Source organism: Paenibacillus sp. FSL E2-0178, from assembly GCF_038593005.1.
In the GTDB taxonomy this organism is placed as follows: Bacteria; Bacillota; Bacilli; order Paenibacillales; family Paenibacillaceae; genus Paenibacillus_AQ; species Paenibacillus_AQ phytohabitans.
Window position 1 is genome coordinate 3,704,717 of sequence record NZ_CP151953.1, and the last position, 18,374, is coordinate 3,723,090.

The 18,374-nt window shown below is 54.7% G+C and carries 13 protein-coding genes; 6 read left to right on the forward strand and 7 right to left on the reverse strand.

Annotated features, from left to right (window positions below; translation table 11 throughout):
- The first annotated feature begins 13 nt into the window (after positions 1-13).
- The 4 genes from MHI42_RS16130 to MHI42_RS16145 all read left to right on the forward strand — a co-directional run bounded on the left by MHI42_RS16130 (position 14) and on the right by MHI42_RS16145 (position 5,980).
- Positions 14-2,341, forward strand: coding sequence for a helix-turn-helix domain-containing protein (locus MHI42_RS16130; protein ID WP_342424445.1), 2,328 nt, complete (start codon positions 14-16; stop codon positions 2,339-2,341).
- Positions 2,342-2,479: 138 nt separating this feature from the next.
- Entirely contained in the window at positions 2,480-3,469 is a 990-nt protein-coding gene (locus tag MHI42_RS16135; protein ID WP_340990753.1) for an ABC transporter permease subunit, read from the forward strand.
- A 17-nt stretch (positions 3,470-3,486) separates the two neighbouring features.
- Positions 3,487-4,380: a carbohydrate ABC transporter permease gene (locus MHI42_RS16140; RefSeq protein WP_246354609.1), complete on the forward strand. Its 894-nt coding sequence runs from the start codon at positions 3,487-3,489 to the stop codon at positions 4,378-4,380.
- Positions 4,381-4,411: 31 nt separating this feature from the next.
- The gene (locus tag MHI42_RS16145) at positions 4,412-5,980 is read left to right on the forward strand and encodes an ABC transporter substrate-binding protein (RefSeq protein WP_342424446.1); all 1,569 of its coding nucleotides are present in this window, start codon (positions 4,412-4,414) and stop codon (positions 5,978-5,980) included.
- 552 nt (positions 5,981-6,532) lie between these two features.
- Here the strand turns inward: MHI42_RS16145 and MHI42_RS16150 are convergent.
- From MHI42_RS16150 to MHI42_RS16160, 3 genes are all read right to left on the reverse strand, one after another.
- Positions 6,533-11,515 carry a DUF4132 domain-containing protein gene (locus MHI42_RS16150; RefSeq protein ID WP_342424447.1) on the reverse strand — a complete coding sequence of 1,661 codons (4,983 nt, stop codon included), beginning with the start codon at positions 11,513-11,515 and terminating at the stop codon, positions 6,533-6,535.
- Positions 11,516-11,543: 28 nt separating this feature from the next.
- On the reverse strand, positions 11,544-11,963 hold the full coding sequence (locus MHI42_RS16155) for a hypothetical protein (protein WP_342424448.1): 420 nt from the start codon (positions 11,961-11,963) through the stop codon (positions 11,544-11,546).
- Positions 11,964-12,120: 157 nt separating this feature from the next.
- Positions 12,121-12,771 (reverse strand): hypothetical protein, encoded by a 651-nt coding sequence (locus MHI42_RS16160; protein WP_342424449.1) that lies wholly within the window; start codon positions 12,769-12,771, stop codon positions 12,121-12,123.
- A 188-nt stretch (positions 12,772-12,959) separates the two neighbouring features.
- Between MHI42_RS16160 and MHI42_RS16165 the strand changes: the two genes are divergently transcribed.
- Positions 12,960-13,712, forward strand: a complete 753-nt coding sequence (locus MHI42_RS16165) for a 3'-5' exonuclease (protein WP_039310164.1) — start codon at positions 12,960-12,962, stop codon at positions 13,710-13,712.
- A gap of 280 nt (positions 13,713-13,992) precedes the next feature.
- Entirely contained in the window at positions 13,993-14,757 is a 765-nt protein-coding gene (locus tag MHI42_RS16170; RefSeq protein ID WP_340990759.1) for a MerR family transcriptional regulator, read from the forward strand.
- Between the two features lie 73 nt (positions 14,758-14,830).
- Here MHI42_RS16170 and MHI42_RS16175 read toward each other — a convergent pair whose 3' ends face one another.
- The 4 genes from MHI42_RS16175 to MHI42_RS16190 form a co-directional block, all read right to left on the reverse strand.
- A complete protein-coding gene (locus tag MHI42_RS16175) occupies positions 14,831-15,400 on the reverse strand; it encodes a PepSY domain-containing protein (protein WP_342424450.1) in 570 nt (189 codons plus the stop codon).
- A gap of 192 nt (positions 15,401-15,592) precedes the next feature.
- Positions 15,593-16,225: a PepSY domain-containing protein gene (locus tag MHI42_RS16180; protein ID WP_342424451.1), complete on the reverse strand. Its 633-nt coding sequence runs from the start codon at positions 16,223-16,225 to the stop codon at positions 15,593-15,595.
- Positions 16,222-17,586: a HAMP domain-containing sensor histidine kinase gene (locus MHI42_RS16185; protein WP_342424452.1), complete on the reverse strand. Its 1,365-nt coding sequence runs from the start codon at positions 17,584-17,586 to the stop codon at positions 16,222-16,224. The genes MHI42_RS16180 and MHI42_RS16185 overlap by 4 nt, the downstream gene beginning before the upstream one ends.
- Positions 17,583-18,275, reverse strand: a complete 693-nt coding sequence (locus tag MHI42_RS16190) for a response regulator transcription factor (RefSeq protein ID WP_342424453.1) — start codon at positions 18,273-18,275, stop codon at positions 17,583-17,585. The genes MHI42_RS16185 and MHI42_RS16190 overlap by 4 nt, the downstream gene beginning before the upstream one ends.
- Positions 18,276-18,374 lie beyond the last annotated feature (99 nt).

Here is an 18,374-nt window from a genome sequence, read left to right on the forward strand (position 1 = left end):
AGGGGCTGGATTCATGAAACCGTTCTCATTTTATAAATCGAAAAAATACTTCCAATCCGTCATGTTCTCCATCATGCTTGCCATGGCCCTGATTCTGACCGGCTTAGCCGTTGTAAATACCTACGTGCTGGAACGTTCGATCAAGAATGTGCAGGAGAATTCCAACCTTAAGGTGCTGACGCAGACCCAATATAATCTCTCCTCCATGAATGAAATTATTACCCACCTCTCCACCTTCGCTTATAACGATAATCTGCTGATCCCGCTGCTGTTCTCGAAACCCCTGCCTCAAATGGACTATATCCGCGGCTACCGTGAAATGGCCAATCTGATGAAAAGCTCATCGTTCCTGCACTCCATTGCCGTCTACAACGCTTCAAGCAACGAGCTGTACGGCTCGACCAGCAACTTCCTGGTCGACGGCGGTGTCACCAAAGAACGGATGACAGAGTGGCTGCTGCATCCGGCGCAGCCGCATCCGACCTCACGGCTGATCCCGGTGAGCCTGGAGCGGACGGACGGTGGAATCGATGCCTTCGCCTTCATCGTAACCGATGCCTATATCCCCTTTACCGGCGACCGTTCTGCGCTCATTCTCTATATTAAATCCGGCTGGGTCTTCGACAGCCTCGCCAAACTGAATGATGCAGGCACAAGAGCCCAAGGCCAAATCTATATCCAGACTTCCGGCGGACAGCTGCTGTCCGGCGAGAACCTCGCGCAGAGTAATCAACCGGACCTGGACGGTATTACCGAACTGATCCGGCAGGATAAGGCCATGACCGGCGCAGGCTCCGGTTCAGTCACCGGCAATACCGGCAACAGCAAAAGCATTATCACCTATATGGAAGGCATCGGCGACTGGACGATCCTGTATGTCCAGCCGTATGCCTCCGTCATGAAGGATGTGACCGATGCCCGCACGAAATCGCTGCTGATTACCGGCGGCTTCCTGCTGCTGTCGATTGCCGTATCCGTCTGGCTCTCCTACAAGCTCTATGACCCGATTGAGAATATGCTGCGGCGGATGCGCCCGCTGTCCGCAGATCCGAAGCAGGCGGATGAACCATACGGTAACGAGCTGGATCTCATGAGCGGGCATTATCAGCGCATGCAGGAGAAGCTGCAGGAGATCAGCTCCGAGCAGATCGTGAACAAATATTACATCCGCAAGTTCCTGACGGACAGCCGGATCTTCTCCCATAATGACATGCAGCTGCTGATTGAGAAGCACGGGCTGCATATCTCCGCCCGGGAATCCCTGCTCGTATGTGTGCTGCGCATCGAACGTTATGCCGCTTATGACCTGGCGACGCCGCCTTCTTCCAAGAAGCTGCACAGCTTCGCTCTGGTCAACATCGCCCAGGAGATTATGTCGCGTGCTTACCCCTGCGAAGCTGTAGATCTTCAGGGCGACCATATCGTGCTGATTGTATCGGCGGCTTCCGGCACCACATCTGATTTTGCCGGGACGAAGCCGCTCATCCGGGAGATTCAGGATACGATCGGCCAGTATTACGGCCTGTCGTTGTCCGGAGGAATCAGCAGCGTAATCTCCCAGCTTCCGCAGCTCTCCGCTGCTTACTACCAGGCCTATCAATTATCTCTGTATACCTTTGCTTCGGGATACAAATCGATCATCCTGCCGGAGGATGTCCGGGAGAATCTCGGAAATAAACGCAAGACCCTGCCGCCGGATATTGAACGCAAGCTGTCGGAGGCGCTGAAGAAAGGCCAGCTCACGGCCGCAGGCAGCGAACTGGAGAAAGCCTTCTCGCTCCTCGCCACATTCCAGTATGAAGAGATGCGGCGTGTCGTTGCCGACCTGGCTTGGGTGGTGCAGAATACAGCGGCGGAAATTTCCGGCAACCGGGTAGGCTCCCTGCCCCTCGACATCGATCAGATTCACCGGATTCCCCAGGCGCATGAGACGCTGGAGGAGATTTACGTAGCTCTTCTGTCGCTGTGTGCCACCATCTGTGAAGGCCAGCGGCCGGCCAGTCCTGAACGTAATGAGCTGATTATCGGCACTGTCAAAGAGGTCATTGAACAGAAGTTCAACGACCTTAATCTGAGCCAGCAGTCCATTGCGGCGAACGTCAAGCTGACCTCCGCCTATCTCGGCAAGCTCTTCAAGGACAGCTGCGGCGTATCCATTACCGAATATATCAACGATATCCGGCTGCGGCATGCACAGGAGCTGCTGCTGCAGAGCGATTATACGATTTCAGAGATTATGGATAAATGCGGCTATGCCAATCAGAGTTACTTTTTCCGGCTGTTCAAGACCCGGTTCGGCACCACTCCGAAGGATTACCGGCTTAAGAAATCACTGTCCTGAACGTGCCGATTCCAAGAATACACAGGAATTCTCATATTGTATACTCCCGCTGCACAGCTTTTCGAACATGACATTGTATCCTCCCTCCTCCCCTCCATGGCATGATGGATTCATAACAGAACGGAGGAGGAGATGAAGATGGGAAAGCCTGAGCCGGCCGAACTAAGCACACTTCCGGGGAACACAGGCCGCAGGCAGCCCGCTGTTCTACGATGGGTGATAAGCGAATTCAGGCATCTGCGCAAGAACCGCGAACTGCTGCTGCTCGCCTTGCCCGGAATACTATTCAAGCTGGTGATCGCTTACTTTCCAATGGTGGGTCTGATTCTGGCATTCAAGTTTTTCAGATATGACGAGGGGATCTTCGGAAGTAAATGGGTAGGATTGCAGAATTTCGAATTCCTCTTCAAGGCGCAGGACGCCTTCCGCATTATCCGCAATACGCTGCTGTACAATTTTTCTTATATTATCCTGGGGACACTCTCCGCTCTGCTGCTCGCACTGCTGCTGAATGAGCTGTCAGGCCGGCTGGTCAAGGTCTACCAGACCACGATGTTCCTGCCTTTTTTCATCTCGATGGTTATCGTCGGTTATATTGGTAACGCTTTCTTCGACTTCCAGAACGGATATCTTAACACGCTGCTCGGCTATGTGGGCATCGACCCGCATAACTGGTATCTGGAGACGACCCCCTGGATCTTCATTCTCCCGCTGGTCTCGCTCTGGAAAGGCATCGGCTTCTCTACCCTGATCTATTATGCAGGCATGACCGGCATTAACCCGGATTACTATGAAGCTGCCACGCTGGACGGGGCGACCCGTGTACAGATGATGCGCAGAATTACGCTGCCCCTGATCAGGCCGCTGATCATTATTCTGTTCATCCTGGGGCTCGGTAATATTATCCGCGGCGATTTCGGCCTGCATTATTTCCTGCCGAACAACGTAGGGCCGAACTTCCCGACCACCGACATTATTGATACGTACGTCTACCGGGCACTGACCAAGCTGGGGGATATCAACTCCGCGGCAGCTGTCGGCTTCCTGCAATCGGTAGTCGGACTGATCACAGTCGTCACTGCCAACTATGTCGTCCGCAAAATCGACGATGACAGCGCACTTTTCTGAACAGGAGGAGCACACACATGAACATGAACACAGCCAAATCCGCACCGTCTAACTTCGGCATCAATGTATTTTTCATCATAGTCTGCCTGATGATCGCTCTTCCGTTCCTGCTCGTCATCTCCATCTCGCTGACATCGGAGGATGCGCTGAGCCAGTTCGGATATAACCTTCTGCCCAAGGCGTGGAGCTTCGAGGCTTACCGGATTGTGTTTGAGAAGCCCACTACCCTGCTGCGCGGTTACGGGGTAACGATACTGATTACTGTAATCGGCACCGTGCTCTCGCTCCTGCTGACGGCCATGATGGCTTATCCGCTCAGCCGCAGAGATTTCCGCTACAACCGCCAGCTGACCTTCTTCGTCTTCTTCACCATGCTGTTCAACGGCGGACTGATTCCGTTCTACATCCTGATGACCCAGTATCTGCATCTGAAGAACACACTGGCTGCGCTGATCATTCCCGGTCTGCTGAGCCCCTTCAACATTATGATTATGAAAGGCTTTCTGGACAAAATCTCCAAGGAAATCATCGAGTCGGCGAAGGTTGACGGCGCCCGGGAGTTCCGGATTTTCTTCCAGATTATCCTGCCGCTGTCCACGCCCGCCCTGGCTACGCTCGGACTGCTGATTTCCTTCGGCTACTGGAATGAATGGTTCAATGCGCTGCTCTTCATCGATAATGATAAGTTCATCCCATTGCAGCTATTGCTCGTGCGCATCCTGTCCCAGGCCGACTTCCTGGCCAACTCGCCGATGGCGGAGGTCTCGGATAAGCTGAAGTATGCGAGCTTCCCGACCTTGTCAGTGCGGATGGCGATGGCTATTGTGGCCAGCGGTCCGATGCTGCTGATCTTCCCTTTTTTCCAGAAGTACTTTGTCAAAGGCATCACGGTAGGCTCCCTGAAAGAATAGCTTCTATTCCAAAATAATGGAGGGTTCATGAATGATCAAACACACGAAATCCACCGCTGTGCTGCTGTGTGTACTCCTGCTCTGTATGTCGGTTCTCGCGGCTTGCGGCAACAGCAATAATAATGGAAACAACGGCGCAGCCCCCGCAGGCAACGCCACAACCGAGCCGGCCGCCACAAACGGCACCGATCCCGCCGCCACACCTGCTGCCACCGAGCTGCCTGAGGTTAAGCTGACCTTCATTTATCCGGTAGCCGCTGACCCGGGCAAAGACCAGCAGCTGGTGAATGATGAGATTAATAAATACATCAAGGACAAAATCAACGCCACCGTCGAGCTCAAACCGCTGACCTTTGACGAATATGAGCCGAAGCTGAATGCCATGCTCGCCGCCCAGGAAGACTTCGACATTGCCTTCAGCTCCAAGGGCTGGCTCGGCAATTATCAGCCTTATATTGACCGGGGCGCTTATCTGGAAATAACAGATGAAATGATCAGCAGCTATGCACCCGAAGCCCGTGCCAATATTCCCGACAAATTCTGGCCGGACATGAAAGCCGCCGACGGCAAAGTCTACGGCTTCCCGATCTATCAGATCGCAGCCAAGCAGAAGAGTCTGGTGATCCAGAAACGTTTTGCCGACAAATACAATCTTGATCTCGCGTCCATTCAATCCTACAAAGACATCGAGCCGTTCCTCAAGACACTGAAGGACAATGAAAAAGGAATCATACCGCTCGGTCTCGCCCAGAATTCCAACGGCATCTACATTGACCGCACTGAAGTCGGCGCCGACGGCTCTTCCGTATTCTATAAGAAAGACGACCCGGAGATGAAGTTCATCTCCAAGATTACACAGCTGGAGAACAAGAAAGAATATTTCCAGACGATGAACGCCTGGTACAAGGCAGGGTACATCAACCAGGATGCGCCTGTGCTGCAGAATATCAATGATCTCAAGAGCAAAGGCAATGTGGCTGTAGCGATTGAATTCACCTCGAAGCCGGGCGGAGAGATCGGTGAGAAAGCGATTAACGGCGGCAATGATGTCGTATACGCTCCGATCTCTGACAGCTATTTCACCGGGATTGCCAGCGCCATTCAGGTCATCAACAAGAACTCCAAGAATCCTGAACGTGCCCTGATGCTCATCAATCTGCTCAACACCGACCAATATCTCTATAACCTGATCTGTAACGGTATCGAAGGCACACACTACACCAAGGTCGACGAGCAGATCATCGCTCCGATTGAGAATTCCGGTTATGCGCCTAACGGAGACTGGGTGTTCGGTAACCAGTTCAATGCTTATCTGAAGCCGGGCCAGGCCGCAGACACCTGGGAGAAGACCATCGAGCTGAACAATAATGCAATCGTGCCTGCCAGCAATGGCTTCCAGTACAGCGAGGATAAGATCAAGGCCGAAGCCGCCAACATCAACGCGGTCAAAAATGAGTTTGAAGCTGCCCTGGAGACCGGAGCGGTTGATCCGGACAAAGTGCTTCCCGACTATATCGCCAAGCTCAAAGCCTCAGGCATCGAGAAGGTAGAGGCTGAGATCACTGCCCAGTGGACCGAGTTTCTGAAAAACAAACAGTAAGCTGCGAATGTACAGGGAACGGCGATAGGCCTTCTCCGGGGGCTAACACCGTTCCCTGTTACTTTCCCTTAAAACTAGCAGTTTTATAAAATGGTGGCCACAGGGAGCATCCATCCAGCATTTTTAATTGGAAAAACGTATCTTAATTTGGGTGTTTTGACGGAGTCTGAGGTATTAGTTGGAGAAACGTCATTTAATTTCATGCATTTCCCCTACTCTGATCTATTTGCAGCCTATTAAGTGCTGATTATCCAACTGTTGCCCGGCAAGGGTCCCTCCGTTCATAAGCAAGTGGACAATATCCAACTATATCCGGCTACACCCGCAGTCACAGCCACATCCGCAGTCAATCCCTTGCCAATGCTGCTCCCGGCTTCTTTAGCCGCTTCTTCGGAGTTATCCGCGTTTTGGTATTGTTCAATTTACACTATAGTAAAAAGCACCGGCGCTCTGTTTCAGCGCCGGTGCTTTTTGCATACCTGCTATAGGTTCTCTGCGGCTGAAGCATAGGCTAAGCCGCACGACTCACCCCTACTGATCAGACTCAGCTGCTTAAGCTTTCAGCTGCGCCAGAATCTCAGGGTCCTTAATCTTCGTATCCTCAGCCAGCAGCACGACCTTGGAGAGAATCTCCGCCGTGCGCGGATCTTCGTCCAGGAACGGCAGGAACAGCCGGCCGCGGTGCTGCGAATGGACCGGGATAATATGCAGCGCCCCGCTGGCCTGCTTATAGCTCATGCCGCTGCCCAGATGCACTGCATATTCGCCCAGCGTCCCGGTAATCCGGGCATAGCTGCCGTCCACGCGGACGTTGCCGATCTTCAGCAGACGCAGGGACTCACTGACGATCACCCGGCGCATCTCTATAGTCGTCAGGCTGGCCTCCGGATCGACGCCTCCCACATGCGCTACGCTCACTACCAGATCCACATCGCGCATCACCTCGGAGAACAGGCGGGGCGGCACCGCATCCAGCATGACGTTCTTATACGTAGTCCGGTCGAAGAACTCGACCGTCTCCAGCGTTGGCGCCTCCGTATCGGCCGGGGAGAACCAGTCCGCCATGGCGTAGAGCCGTGCAATCAGATTCTCGCCATAGAATACCTTCTGCAGCCCTTCTTCATAGCTGACCGTCCACTGCCGCTCTCTCAGCAGCGCGACCGTCTTGCGCGGCTGCACCTGATGGCCGGCATAGCGGCGGGATACGCCGCCATTCGCCAGTTCATCCACATTCGGCAGATACAGCTCCCGGAAGATCTGCTTGAACGGCTGGCTAAGCTGCCGGTCGAACAGATCCTTCTGGTACAGGCTCCACTGCCCGCTGTTATACAGATCAAGCGGATGGGCGATGAATAGCTCATCCTTATCCGTAAGAGCAGCTTGCGCTCCGGAAGGATTCTCCAGCGCAGGCGGAACGGCCGCGAAGTAGCCCAGTGCGCTGCCGCTCTTCAGGACAAGACCGCGCAGCAGCGGCGCCAGAATAGGATTCCGGCTGAGCCCGGTAATCTCCTGCAGCGTGAAGCTGCTGCCTGATTCCATCGAGCGCTCCAGCTCCAGGCGCGCCCGGCGGAACTGGGCCGTCAGCTCGCTCCGCGTTTCCTTCAGCGCCTCGATATAGGCATCCTTCTTCAGGCGGGCAGGCACCGATTTAAGCACCTTGCCTTTGCTGGTAATGACAAGCTCGCTCTGGCCCTGCTCATCAATGACCAGCTGGGCGAAGGTGTCGGTATCCAGCGCATGAGGCTCGAAGTATGGCTTCAGCTCATCCAGCTTGCGGGCTTCGATATCCCACATCAGCCGGGTAACATCGGCATATCCGGCATTGCGGGCCAGATTGCCAAGGGCAATCCGTGCCGCCAGCCCCTCGCTCGCCCGCCGCTGTGCGCCGAACTTCTTGCTCTCCGCAAGGAAGCGCTGGATCAGCTCATAGCGCTCCCGGATATCCTGCTCCCGGTCCTTACGGAGCGGAATCAGGCTGTAGCTGAGCAGATGGTCTTTGTTACGCTTTTGTTCCACAGACTGCTTCATTTCCTCCAGCTTCAGCTTGCCAAGGGTGGCATCAGCGAACAGCTGGGAGCGCCGGTGGTTCGCACCCGCAGAGATATACTTCGCACAGTCGTAGAGCAGATCGAACCGCTTCTGTCCAAGCGTCTGATACGCCGACTGGAACCAGTTCATATCAAAAGCGCCGTCATTGAAGTCCTGCGGGGTAATCGGCGAGTAATGCGCCACCACCGTCTCCTTCTCCGCCGAGAAGCTCTCGTTGATATGGGCGTGGAAATACCACGCGGCACTGCGGATGCCTTCCCAATCCAGATAGCCGGAGATAATCTCAATCCACTGCGGCGCATACATGGCGGCTTCCAGCAGCCGCTTCTCCGTGATACCGGAATCCTTCAGCAGCGTCCGCAGGAGTGCAGAGTCTTCACCCTCCCGGGGATGGCTGACCTTAAGCAGATGGCTGAATGATTCCTTCTTCGTGATACTGTCGCCATAGCCATATACATAACCCCGGATGAAGGTCTCCTTGTCGAGCCCCGCCAGAATACGGATGAAATACTCCATTCCCTGGATCCGCTGCAGCCCCATCACCAGCGGGGTTACCTCGGTCGGCAGCTCCCCGCGGGCCAGCTCGATTTCCAGCAGACGGTCAATCAATACAGTGCGGATTCCGGCAACCCGCTCACTGTCGTCAATCCACTCCACATTCCGGCCGGTTAGGGTGCGCATGTGATGGCGGTTGTCATGGCCGGTAAGCAGCTCCTTGTACAATTCACCTTCACCGATTAATCCCGTTTCGTAAGCCTTCAGATAATCGTACAGCTCCAGCCTGGTGCCGGCATCCTCCGGGTTCATCCGGTCGAATACATAGAAGGATCTGAACAGCTCCTTGAAATCCTCCGGCCCGTCCGCCCGGTCCCGCATCATCCTCAGCCATGGCTGGGCCAGAACATTCAGCAGCGCCGGCTCACTTTCCAGCTTATCCTCCGGCATCGCTGCCATCAGCGCATTCAGCGCCCCGGCGGCCAGGCTGAAGTTATCCAGTTTGTCACTGTCTGCATAGAAAGCCCCGATAAGAGTCTTCACCTGATTGCCGTACCGCAGCCCTTCAAACAGCTCTGCTACATCCCTGATGGTCTGCAGCGGATATACCTGCTCCGTGAATTCCGCTCTCCAGCCCTCCAGCAGCTTATGTTTTTTCAGCTCCCTATAATCCATAGAGCCTCTGTAGTACCGGTAATAGCTCTCCATCGTTCCATCCAGATCATCCAGCTGGTTGTAAAAGTTCAGCTCCAGCAGCATCTTTGGATTCCAGCCGCTCTGCTGGAGATAGGCGGACCAGAGTTCATGGAGCGGATACTCCTCCAGTTGAGAAGCCGATTTGTCCCTGTCCTTAGCCATAGTCCATTTCAGTGTGCGCAGCACCGCACCGACCAGCAGCGTCTCCTTCTGGCCGGAATAATATTCGCTGACATATTCCGTGTCCCGCTGTCCATGAACCTGCTCATCCAGCCCGTGCAGGAAGGTCCTGATCTCCTCCAGCGGCAGGGAGAACACCTTATCCCAGCTGAATTCTCCGGGCTGCGGCCCCCCGGTCAGCCATGCTTCCGTCTCCCCCGGGTTGAACAGCCCGAACCCGCTCGCCGCCGTATATTCATTCCTGCGGCTAAGCTTCGCGATCAGCTCCCGTTCCTTCGCCGCAGGCTCGGCAATCGCCTCCACCTGTGGACGCACCGCCTCATACAGACTGCTGCGCTGCTCATCCTCGAAGAGCACCGTCACCATCTCCAGCGCGGCCAGGCGCTGCAGGCTGTTCTTCTCCTGCAGCAGCCGCTGGATGCTGCCTTCAAGCGCCGAATCCGGCTGGCTGAGCAGCAGCCGGGTCACGTTCTGGCGCAGCGATCCGGTCTTCAGCTTCAGCAGCGCCTCGGCCTGCACCAGTTCCTCAGCATCCAGTGTCCATTCCTTGGCCTGCTCCAGGGCCAGCTCACGGTTCTTCATGCTTTTATCGCCAAGGCTGGCGAACACGAATTCACGCTGCACCGGATTCAGCGGGTCGCTAATGAAGCTGGCCAGCAGTTCGCCGCGCAGATCCGGCGAGAACTCATCCTTGAGTGCAATCAGCTCGGCAATCCAGGTGCTGTCCATATCATACGCGGTCAGGTACAGCATTTTGCGCACCGGAAGCTCCGGGGTGTAGTTCACCTGGACGAAATCCAGCACTTTGGATTCCCCGGTTAATTCACGATGGGGAGTGCGCAGGAACATCGCTTTGAGGGCAGTGAAATCCCGCTCTCGTGCCGCCTTCTCCTCCAGCTGCGGTGAACGCTGCAGCTCCAGCTTGGGCCCGTTCTTGTCCGGTCTCCACAGCCTGCTGTAGCCGTAGCTATAGTTGCTTAGAACCCAGTATTGCAGCTCCAGGTCCTGCTCCTCCAGAGATTGCCGAGCGCTCTCCAGCCGGAGCTCGCTGTTCTGGCTGTTCGCCAGCACATACTGGGCCACAATCTTCTGATAGAGCTGCCCTCCGGCCATCAGAACCCCAATCCGTCCATAGAGATCCTCTTCCTCATGCACAGCTGTTGCCCACAGGCTCAGGTAGACATGATGGGCGTTCGCATCCTCCAGCCATGCTGCCCGCACCGCTTCATCCTGCAGAACCAGGTATGCGCCTTCAATCAGGCTCTTGGCCACCCGTTGATTCTGGGCTTCCAGCCCCATGCCCGTCCACACGCCCAGCGCGCGCACGACAGAGCTGTAGCGGATGAAATCATTGTCCAGAATCAGCTTCAGCACGTACAGATTGTTATCCAGTGTTCCTTCATCCATCCGCTCAACCAGCGATTGGCGCAGACCCTCCTGCAGCTTGGCAGCCAGCAGCAGCTCGCCCAGCATAACCACAGCTTCCTTCCGGTGACTCATGAATACGCCCTTGATCACCTCGTAGCTCAGCACCGCTGCCTGATTATCGCCGTAGACCATTTCCTTAAGGTCGTCCAGCATACCGCTGCTGTCCTCACGGTCCAGCTCATAGGCTATGACATCGCTTAAGACCAGCCTGAAGCGGTAACTCACATTGTAATCCGTATCGTTGTCCTTTTTGCGCAGATACTCTCCAAGGACGAAACCCTGCCGCTCCATGAAGATCAGGGAGCTCAGTTTGCTCAGAATTTGTGCGCTGTGCAGCTCAGGATTACGGGTACGGTACGGTCTGCGCACGTATCCCCTGCTGTATGGATACTCCGTACAATGCTCCACTATGTAGGTCATCACTTCTGCGGTATACGGGCTGAACAGCTTCCTGACAGCCGTCAGCAGCGGTTCATAGAATCCGTTATCTGTACCGCCTCCGGCCAACTCCCTGAGCCGTTCCATGCACGCCTTGCTCTCCTCCTCCTGGCCGCCATAATAATTCAAACGGCTGAGTCCAATAACGACAGATGCAAGACCCGATGTTTCTTCATCCAGCCCTTTGGCCTTATTCTCCATCTCCGCATACCACTGTGCTTCCAGATCCTCAGTTTTACTTACCGCCATATCCTGTTCCCCCTTCTACCTAGTCTTCCTACCATAGTCTTCCGGCCAGCATAGTGAACCGGATGAATACCAGCTCATCCCCGTCCTGGATCTGCAGCGGCTCCTCTAATAGGGCACATTCCCGCTCCTGCAGGAACACCTTATATAATCCGTCCTCAAAAGCAAGCAGTGCAGCAGCAACCGCTTCACCGGTATCCGGCGGTTCACCGTTATAAATGGTCGTGAAGCCAACCTTGCCGTTCTCTCCCTGTTCTTCGATTTCATTGCCTGTAAGATAAGGAATGATCTCTCCCCGCCCCTGCTTGTCCGCAAGTCCCTGTACCTGCAGGACTACGATCTCAGTAATCAGCTCCTGCAGTGTAGCAGGAGTCCCTTGCAGTACTAATTCCTGCCGGGCAAGCACCGGTTTGCGTTTGCCCAGGCTTTTGACAGTAACATACAGCCGCACATCTATCCCTCCTGTTTCTACAGACAAGCCTTACCGGAAAACAGGCCATCTTAGATTAATACCCAATTCCGGCCCCTCTGCCGCGCTTCGGCTAGATTTCACACGATGAAATTCGGAATGGACTTCACCCCGGGTACCATCTAACCCGTTAATTTGCCTACTCAGCCGCATCCGCCGATTCCGCCCCGCCATCCCCCTGCAATCCGAACCAGCGCTCCAGTTCAGCGAAATTCTGCTCCAGCGTCCGGCTGCCATCTGCCTCCAGCACCTTCAGCTTCCGTTCCCCTGCCTCACTCCTGATCCTCGCAGCGAACAGCGCGTCTCTCTTCATCCAATTGTTGAACGAAACCTCCGGATTCTCTGTTGCCTGCAGGATTCCCTGAATCCATTCCCGCTTGCTGTATTGTTCCCGCTGGAACGGTTCCGCCGGAATTACCCAGATTGCCTTATCCATCGGCTTCAGAAGAGGCGCCACCAGCGCCGGCAGCAGCTGATTCCCCTCCACAACAATGGGGCCAGCGCCCGAACCCTCAAGATCGCTCAGCACATAATTGAAGTCCTCCCGCAGACACCCGGTATAGACATCCAGCTGTTCCGACACATCCCTGGTGAAGAACACTTCATTCATCGTCATCTGCGATACCCGGTACATTGCGGACTGCGCCTTCCCTGTAATTCTCTGCAGGTGATCCTCATAATGCTCATCGCATGCGTAGAGCGCCATATTATATTTCTCCGCGAAGCGCCCCGCGAGCGTGCTTTTTCCGGCACAGGCCGAACCGCCGATCCAATAGATTTGTCTGTTCATGTACATCCGCTCCTTTGTTCTCCGGCATTACCTGTACTGAGCTATTCGACACCGGATTGCCGCCGTTCCTGCATCAATCTGCCATTTCACCGCCGAATTCCCCACACAAGCACTTTTTTTGTTAAAATAGAAATGTCGGCGCAATTACGGGCAATCCGGCGCCAGTCACTGAAACGGAGGCATTACCTGTGGATTATATTATTCTGGACATCGAATTCAACGGCCGCAAATTTGCCAGTGAGCACCCTATGGAGGTCATTGAGATCGGAGCTGTCCGTCTAGACGCTTCATTGCAATATAAAGGCGAGTTCTCTGCCTTAATCAAACCCATATACTTCTCCACCCTCAATTCCTTCATCAAGAAAAAAACCGGCATCCCCCAAGAGGATATCGATGTCGCCGACCGGTTCCCGAAGGTGATAGCCGCCTTCAGAGCCTGGCTTGACCAGAGCACGGACGGCGTGCTGCTGCTGACCTGGGGCGGCGAGGATATGAAACGGATCATCCAGGACGTGCGGATGCACAAAATCGATGACGCCTACTGGATGGAAGCAACCTACTTCGATCTGCTCAAAGGCGTACTCCGCGCCCGCGGCCTAAGCAATGACATCAGCGTTGAAGGCGCTATGGCCCTGTTCGGCCTTGAGCCTTCCGGCTCTGCACACCGCGCGCTGGATGATGCCAAGATGACGGCTGATATTTTCCGTGCGGTCTTCAACGAGCTGGATTTCGGGCGGTCCCAGCACTATATCGACACCTTCTCCAACGCCAGAGAACGCAAGACCGTCAAGATCGCCATCAAAGCCATGACTTCCCAGAAGATCGTTCCCACGTGGGAGCTTGTAGCCGAGCATTACTTCCCTGCTGAGGATGCTCTGGCCGACCCCCGGAAGCTCGCGGAACTGCAGGCGTATTTCGCCGCCCAGGTCGGCAAGAAATAGACATCCCTCATGCTCCGCTTGGCAGCGGCAGTTTCCTAGCAGCAGCTACGGAGACTGCCGCTGTTTGCTGTTTGCTGTTTGCTGTTTGCTGTTTGCTGTTTGAGATATTATCCGGTTATCTGGTTATCCGTACAGCCCTCGGGTTATCCTAAAATCAGGATTTGACATTGCCGTTACGTGAAGGTGTAGAGTAATTCTTGTAAGCAGCAGCTTACACGGCGGGGACGATAGAGCACGTCCAGCTGTATACGCCAAGACAGAGTTGGAGGCTGAAATGACAATGGAGTACACTGTTCAGAAGCTGGGAGCGCTCGCGGGGATCAGTACGCGGACACTGCGGTATTACGATGAATTCGGGATTCTGAAGCCGGCCAGAATCAATTCCTCGGGATACCGCATCTACGGCCAGGCCGAGGTAGACCGGCTGCAGCAGATTCTCTTTTACCGGGAGCTGGGCTTAAGCCTCGAAGGGATCAGGGACATTGTCACATCACCTTCCTTCGATGGAGCCCGCGCATTGCGTGAGCACCATGACAAGCTGCTTCAGCGGAGACAGCAGCTGGACCGGCTGATCGCGAACGTCGAGCAGACACTTGCACACACCGAAGGGAGAATTACAATGAGCAATGATGAGAAATTCGCAGGCTTTAAGCAGAAGCTGATTGACGATAACGAGCAGAAGTACGGGCAGGAAATCCGGGAGAAGTACGGCGAAGATGCCGTAGAGAAGTCGAACCGCAAGCTGAAGAACATGACCGAGGAGCAGTATGCTGCCATCCAGCAGCTTGAAGCGGACATGTTCGCTTCGCTGGAGCAGGCGATGGAGGACGGAGATTCGGCAGGTGAGCTTGCGCAGAAGGCAGCTGATCTGCACCGGCAGTGGCTTAGCTTCTACTGGGATACCTACACCAAGGAAGCTCACGCTGGGGTAGCGCAGATGTATGTCGATGATGAACGCTTCACCGCCTATTACGACAAACGCCGTCCCGGACTGGCCGGGTTCCTGCGGGATGCTGTACATGTGTATACGGGCGCGAAGCAGTAGTGTGAGGGTCCCCTTATAAAAAAGAGAGACAGCCGGATTGCACGGCTGCCTCTTTTTTATACTGCTGTATGGCTCAATCATCATCGTCGTCGGAGTCTACATCGGTGTACACAATCTTGGCTGTATACGCATCGACTCCCACTTCCGTCGAGACCCGTCCGTTTCTGATCTCCACCTCATACACGGCTCCGCCATTGTCCCGGTCAAGGTCAATTTCAGCTACGTTTCCCTTTACTGAAGCTGCTGCCACCTCGGCTGCTTTGGCCGCTGTAATCAGCGTTCCGCTTGGTGCTGTAGCAGCAACTTCATAGTTATCATCGTCGTCATCGTCTGTTTCTTTGCGCACGCTTATCACTTTACCCGTGTACGCATCTACCCGGACATCCATCTCCTGCTTGGCCTGCCGGATCTCGACATCGTAATACGTACCGCTGAGTTTCTTATCCAGATCAATGCTCTCTACCTGTCCCGGTGCCGCCTTCAAAGCAATCTCTTCGGCTTTGCTTACACCGATCAGCGTTTTGCTCTGACTCTGCACCGATGCGGCTGCTGCCGCAGTACCGCCCTTAACCTCGCCGATGCCGTAGGCACCTCCCAGAATCAATGCTGCTGCCGCTATACTGCTCCATACTTTTTTCTTCATCTTTGCCGCCTCCTAAGTTCAATCTGTGCTGCTCATGTAGTAACTATAACGGTCCAACATGAGAGGACAGCGGGAGGAACATTAGAATTTGATGAGAAAATCAACCTCACAAAGTGGAGCTATAGCTTCGATGTTTACTCAGGTACTTTGCGAAGGCCCCAAAACATATAAATTCTGGTCTTAGAAAAAGGCTCAGGAGTTATCTCCATCCGGTTCTTCCCACGTTACTGACATAATGCTGCCAGAGATGGCGTTCACCTGAACTACGGCCTCTCGTCCGTCTGAAGTTTTAATCTCCACCAGATAAAATGCGCCTGAGTCATTGATTCCGGTGTCCACATCATCCGGTTCCCCCGCCACTTCCTGCAATGCCAGCCGGACCGCTTCATCTTCTGAGACCACACGCTGCGCTGACGGGGACGGAGCTGGTGACGGTGCAGCGGTTGCTCCGCCCGCAGGGGCTTGAGAGGCTGCGGGTGTAGGCTGAACAGCTGGCTCTGCTGCGCGCTTCAGCAACACTATGGAGAGGATCTCACCCGTGGCTCCATCCAGCTTCAGCTCATATAATCCCTGCGCAGTCTCCAGCTCTGCCACGTATTTCCCGGACTGCAGCCTCAGACTCTCTACCGTTCCGGCATATTCCTTCAGCACGGCCTGTTCCGCCTGTTCCCTGGACAGCAGCTGTTCGGATTCATTACCGGATATCCACATTGCAGCAAGTACCAGCACGATGAGCACAGCCAAAATAATGACCGCCTTGTACAGAAGGCTCTTGGTCGATCGTTTATTATTCACTCGTTTCGTATTCTCACGCTGCTTGTTCATTGTCCTCCCCTGCTCTCAGCGGCAATCCGGATCATCACCGAGGTTCCCAGACCTATTGCACTATTCATGGACAGCTTGGCACCAATCGCTCCTGCAATCTCTGCCGCAAGCGACAGCCCCAGGCCTGCACCTCCGCCCTCACGGCTCCTTGCCTCATCCACTCTGTAGAAACGGTCGAATATTTTAGGCAGCTCCTCCGGGGGAATCCCGATCCCCCGGTCCGTAATGACTATAACCCGCTCCTGCCCGGAAGCTTCAAGGCTGACAGTTATCGCCTCATCACTGTATTTGCGGGCATTGTCCAGGAAGATGAACAGCAGCTGCCTCAGCTTCGCTTCATCACTGTAGCCTTCAACCGGACCCTTGGACTGGACGGTCACTTCTCTCCCATATGCATTATGAAATACCCTGGCCGAAGCGCGGGCCAGCTCTTCCAAATCGATCATCTTCATCTCAAGATCCCAATGCTCATGATGTTTCGCCAGCAGCAGCAGCTGCTCAGTCAGCTCCTTCATCCGTACAGCTTCAGAATGAATGGCTTCAACCGATTCATTGAACAATTCGGGATGATCCAGCCCTCTCCGCTTCAGCAGACTGGCATAGCTCTCAATTACCGTCAGCGGTGTGCGCAGTTCATGTGAAGCATCGGAGACGAATTTCTCCTGCTTCACATGATTGCTCTCCAGGAGGGCAATCATCTCGTTGAACGTACGCCCCATCTCCACCAGCTCATCCCCGGAGGTCTCCTTCAGCGCAAGCCTGCGGAATTTCCCGCTGTTTTTGATCTCCCGCATGGTAACTGTCATTTGCACGATGGGGCGCATAATCAGCCCCGACAGCAACCGGCTGGAGAGCAGCAGCGGCAGCAGCGCAACAAGCGTGGCCCCGGCAAGCACAATCCGCAGCACCCGCAGTGTACTCATGGTGCTCTCCAGACTTTTGGTCATCTGGACATTCATGACGTTCCCGTCCGTCCAGATGACCGGAGCACTCACGAAAGCATAGGAGCGCCCGCCCGCCTGTAGAATTCCAGTGTGCTTCTCAGAATGATAGACCGGCTTCAGCCGGCTGATCTCCTGTTCGGAGGCTGAAGTGACAGGCGAAGGACCGCTCCCGTCCGGCGCGAGCAGCCGGAGCATCCCTTCAATCGGCACATAGGCCCGGAGCAGCTCCGGTGCTGTTACCCCGCTTCCCGCCCTTCTCATATCAGCAGCGACCCTGGCTGTCTCGGCAGCAGCCTGCTCCAGCTGGCTATCTGTCGACAACCGGCTGAACATCAGGTAAATGAACAGGTTCATGATGACAAGCAATACGGCAAACAGCACACTGGAGTACAGATAGATTTTGCTCCGCAGCTTCATAGGGAGTCCTTCAGCACATAACCGATGCCCCGCACCGTATGGATCAGTTCTTCCTGATTATCCTGCGTAAGCTTTTTGCGGACATACCGGATATAGACATCCACGACATTCGTATCCCCGTAATAATCGTATCCCCAGACGGCTGTCATTATCTGATCCCTGTTCAGCACCTGGCGTTTATTCTTCAGCAGGAACACCAGCAGATCGAACTCCCGCGGAGTCAGCTCAATCCTTCTGCCCGCCCGCATTACCTCACGTGTAGCTTCGTTCAGCTCAAGATCATCCGCTCTCAGCCAGGAGTCTGTTTCCGCTGTCTTACGTCCTGATGCCAGCCGCAGCGCAGCGCGGACACGCGCCAGCAGCTCCTCTATTTGAAAAGGCTTGGTAATATAGTCATTTGCCCCTAAATCCAGCCCCGATACCTTGTCCTCCACCGAGCTTTTAGCCGTAAGCAGCAGCACAGGAGTATCGGCATCATTCGCCCGGATACGCCGCAGCAGCTCTATTCCGCTGAATCCGGGCAGCATTACATCCAGCAGCAGCAGATCCGGCTGCTGCTCCTGATACAGCTCAAGTCCCTGATGGCCGCTGCCGGCAATGGATACACGGTATCCCTCACACTCCAGCTCAATCTGCAGCAGACGGGCTATTCTCACCTCATCCTCAACAACCAGGATAGATTCTGTCATTGGCGTTCCGCCTTTCTGCCTGCATGCACGTGTATACATGCTTATTCTTAATCCGGCTGCCTCCATTGTAGGGCATAGGCAGGCGCAGATTCAAACTCT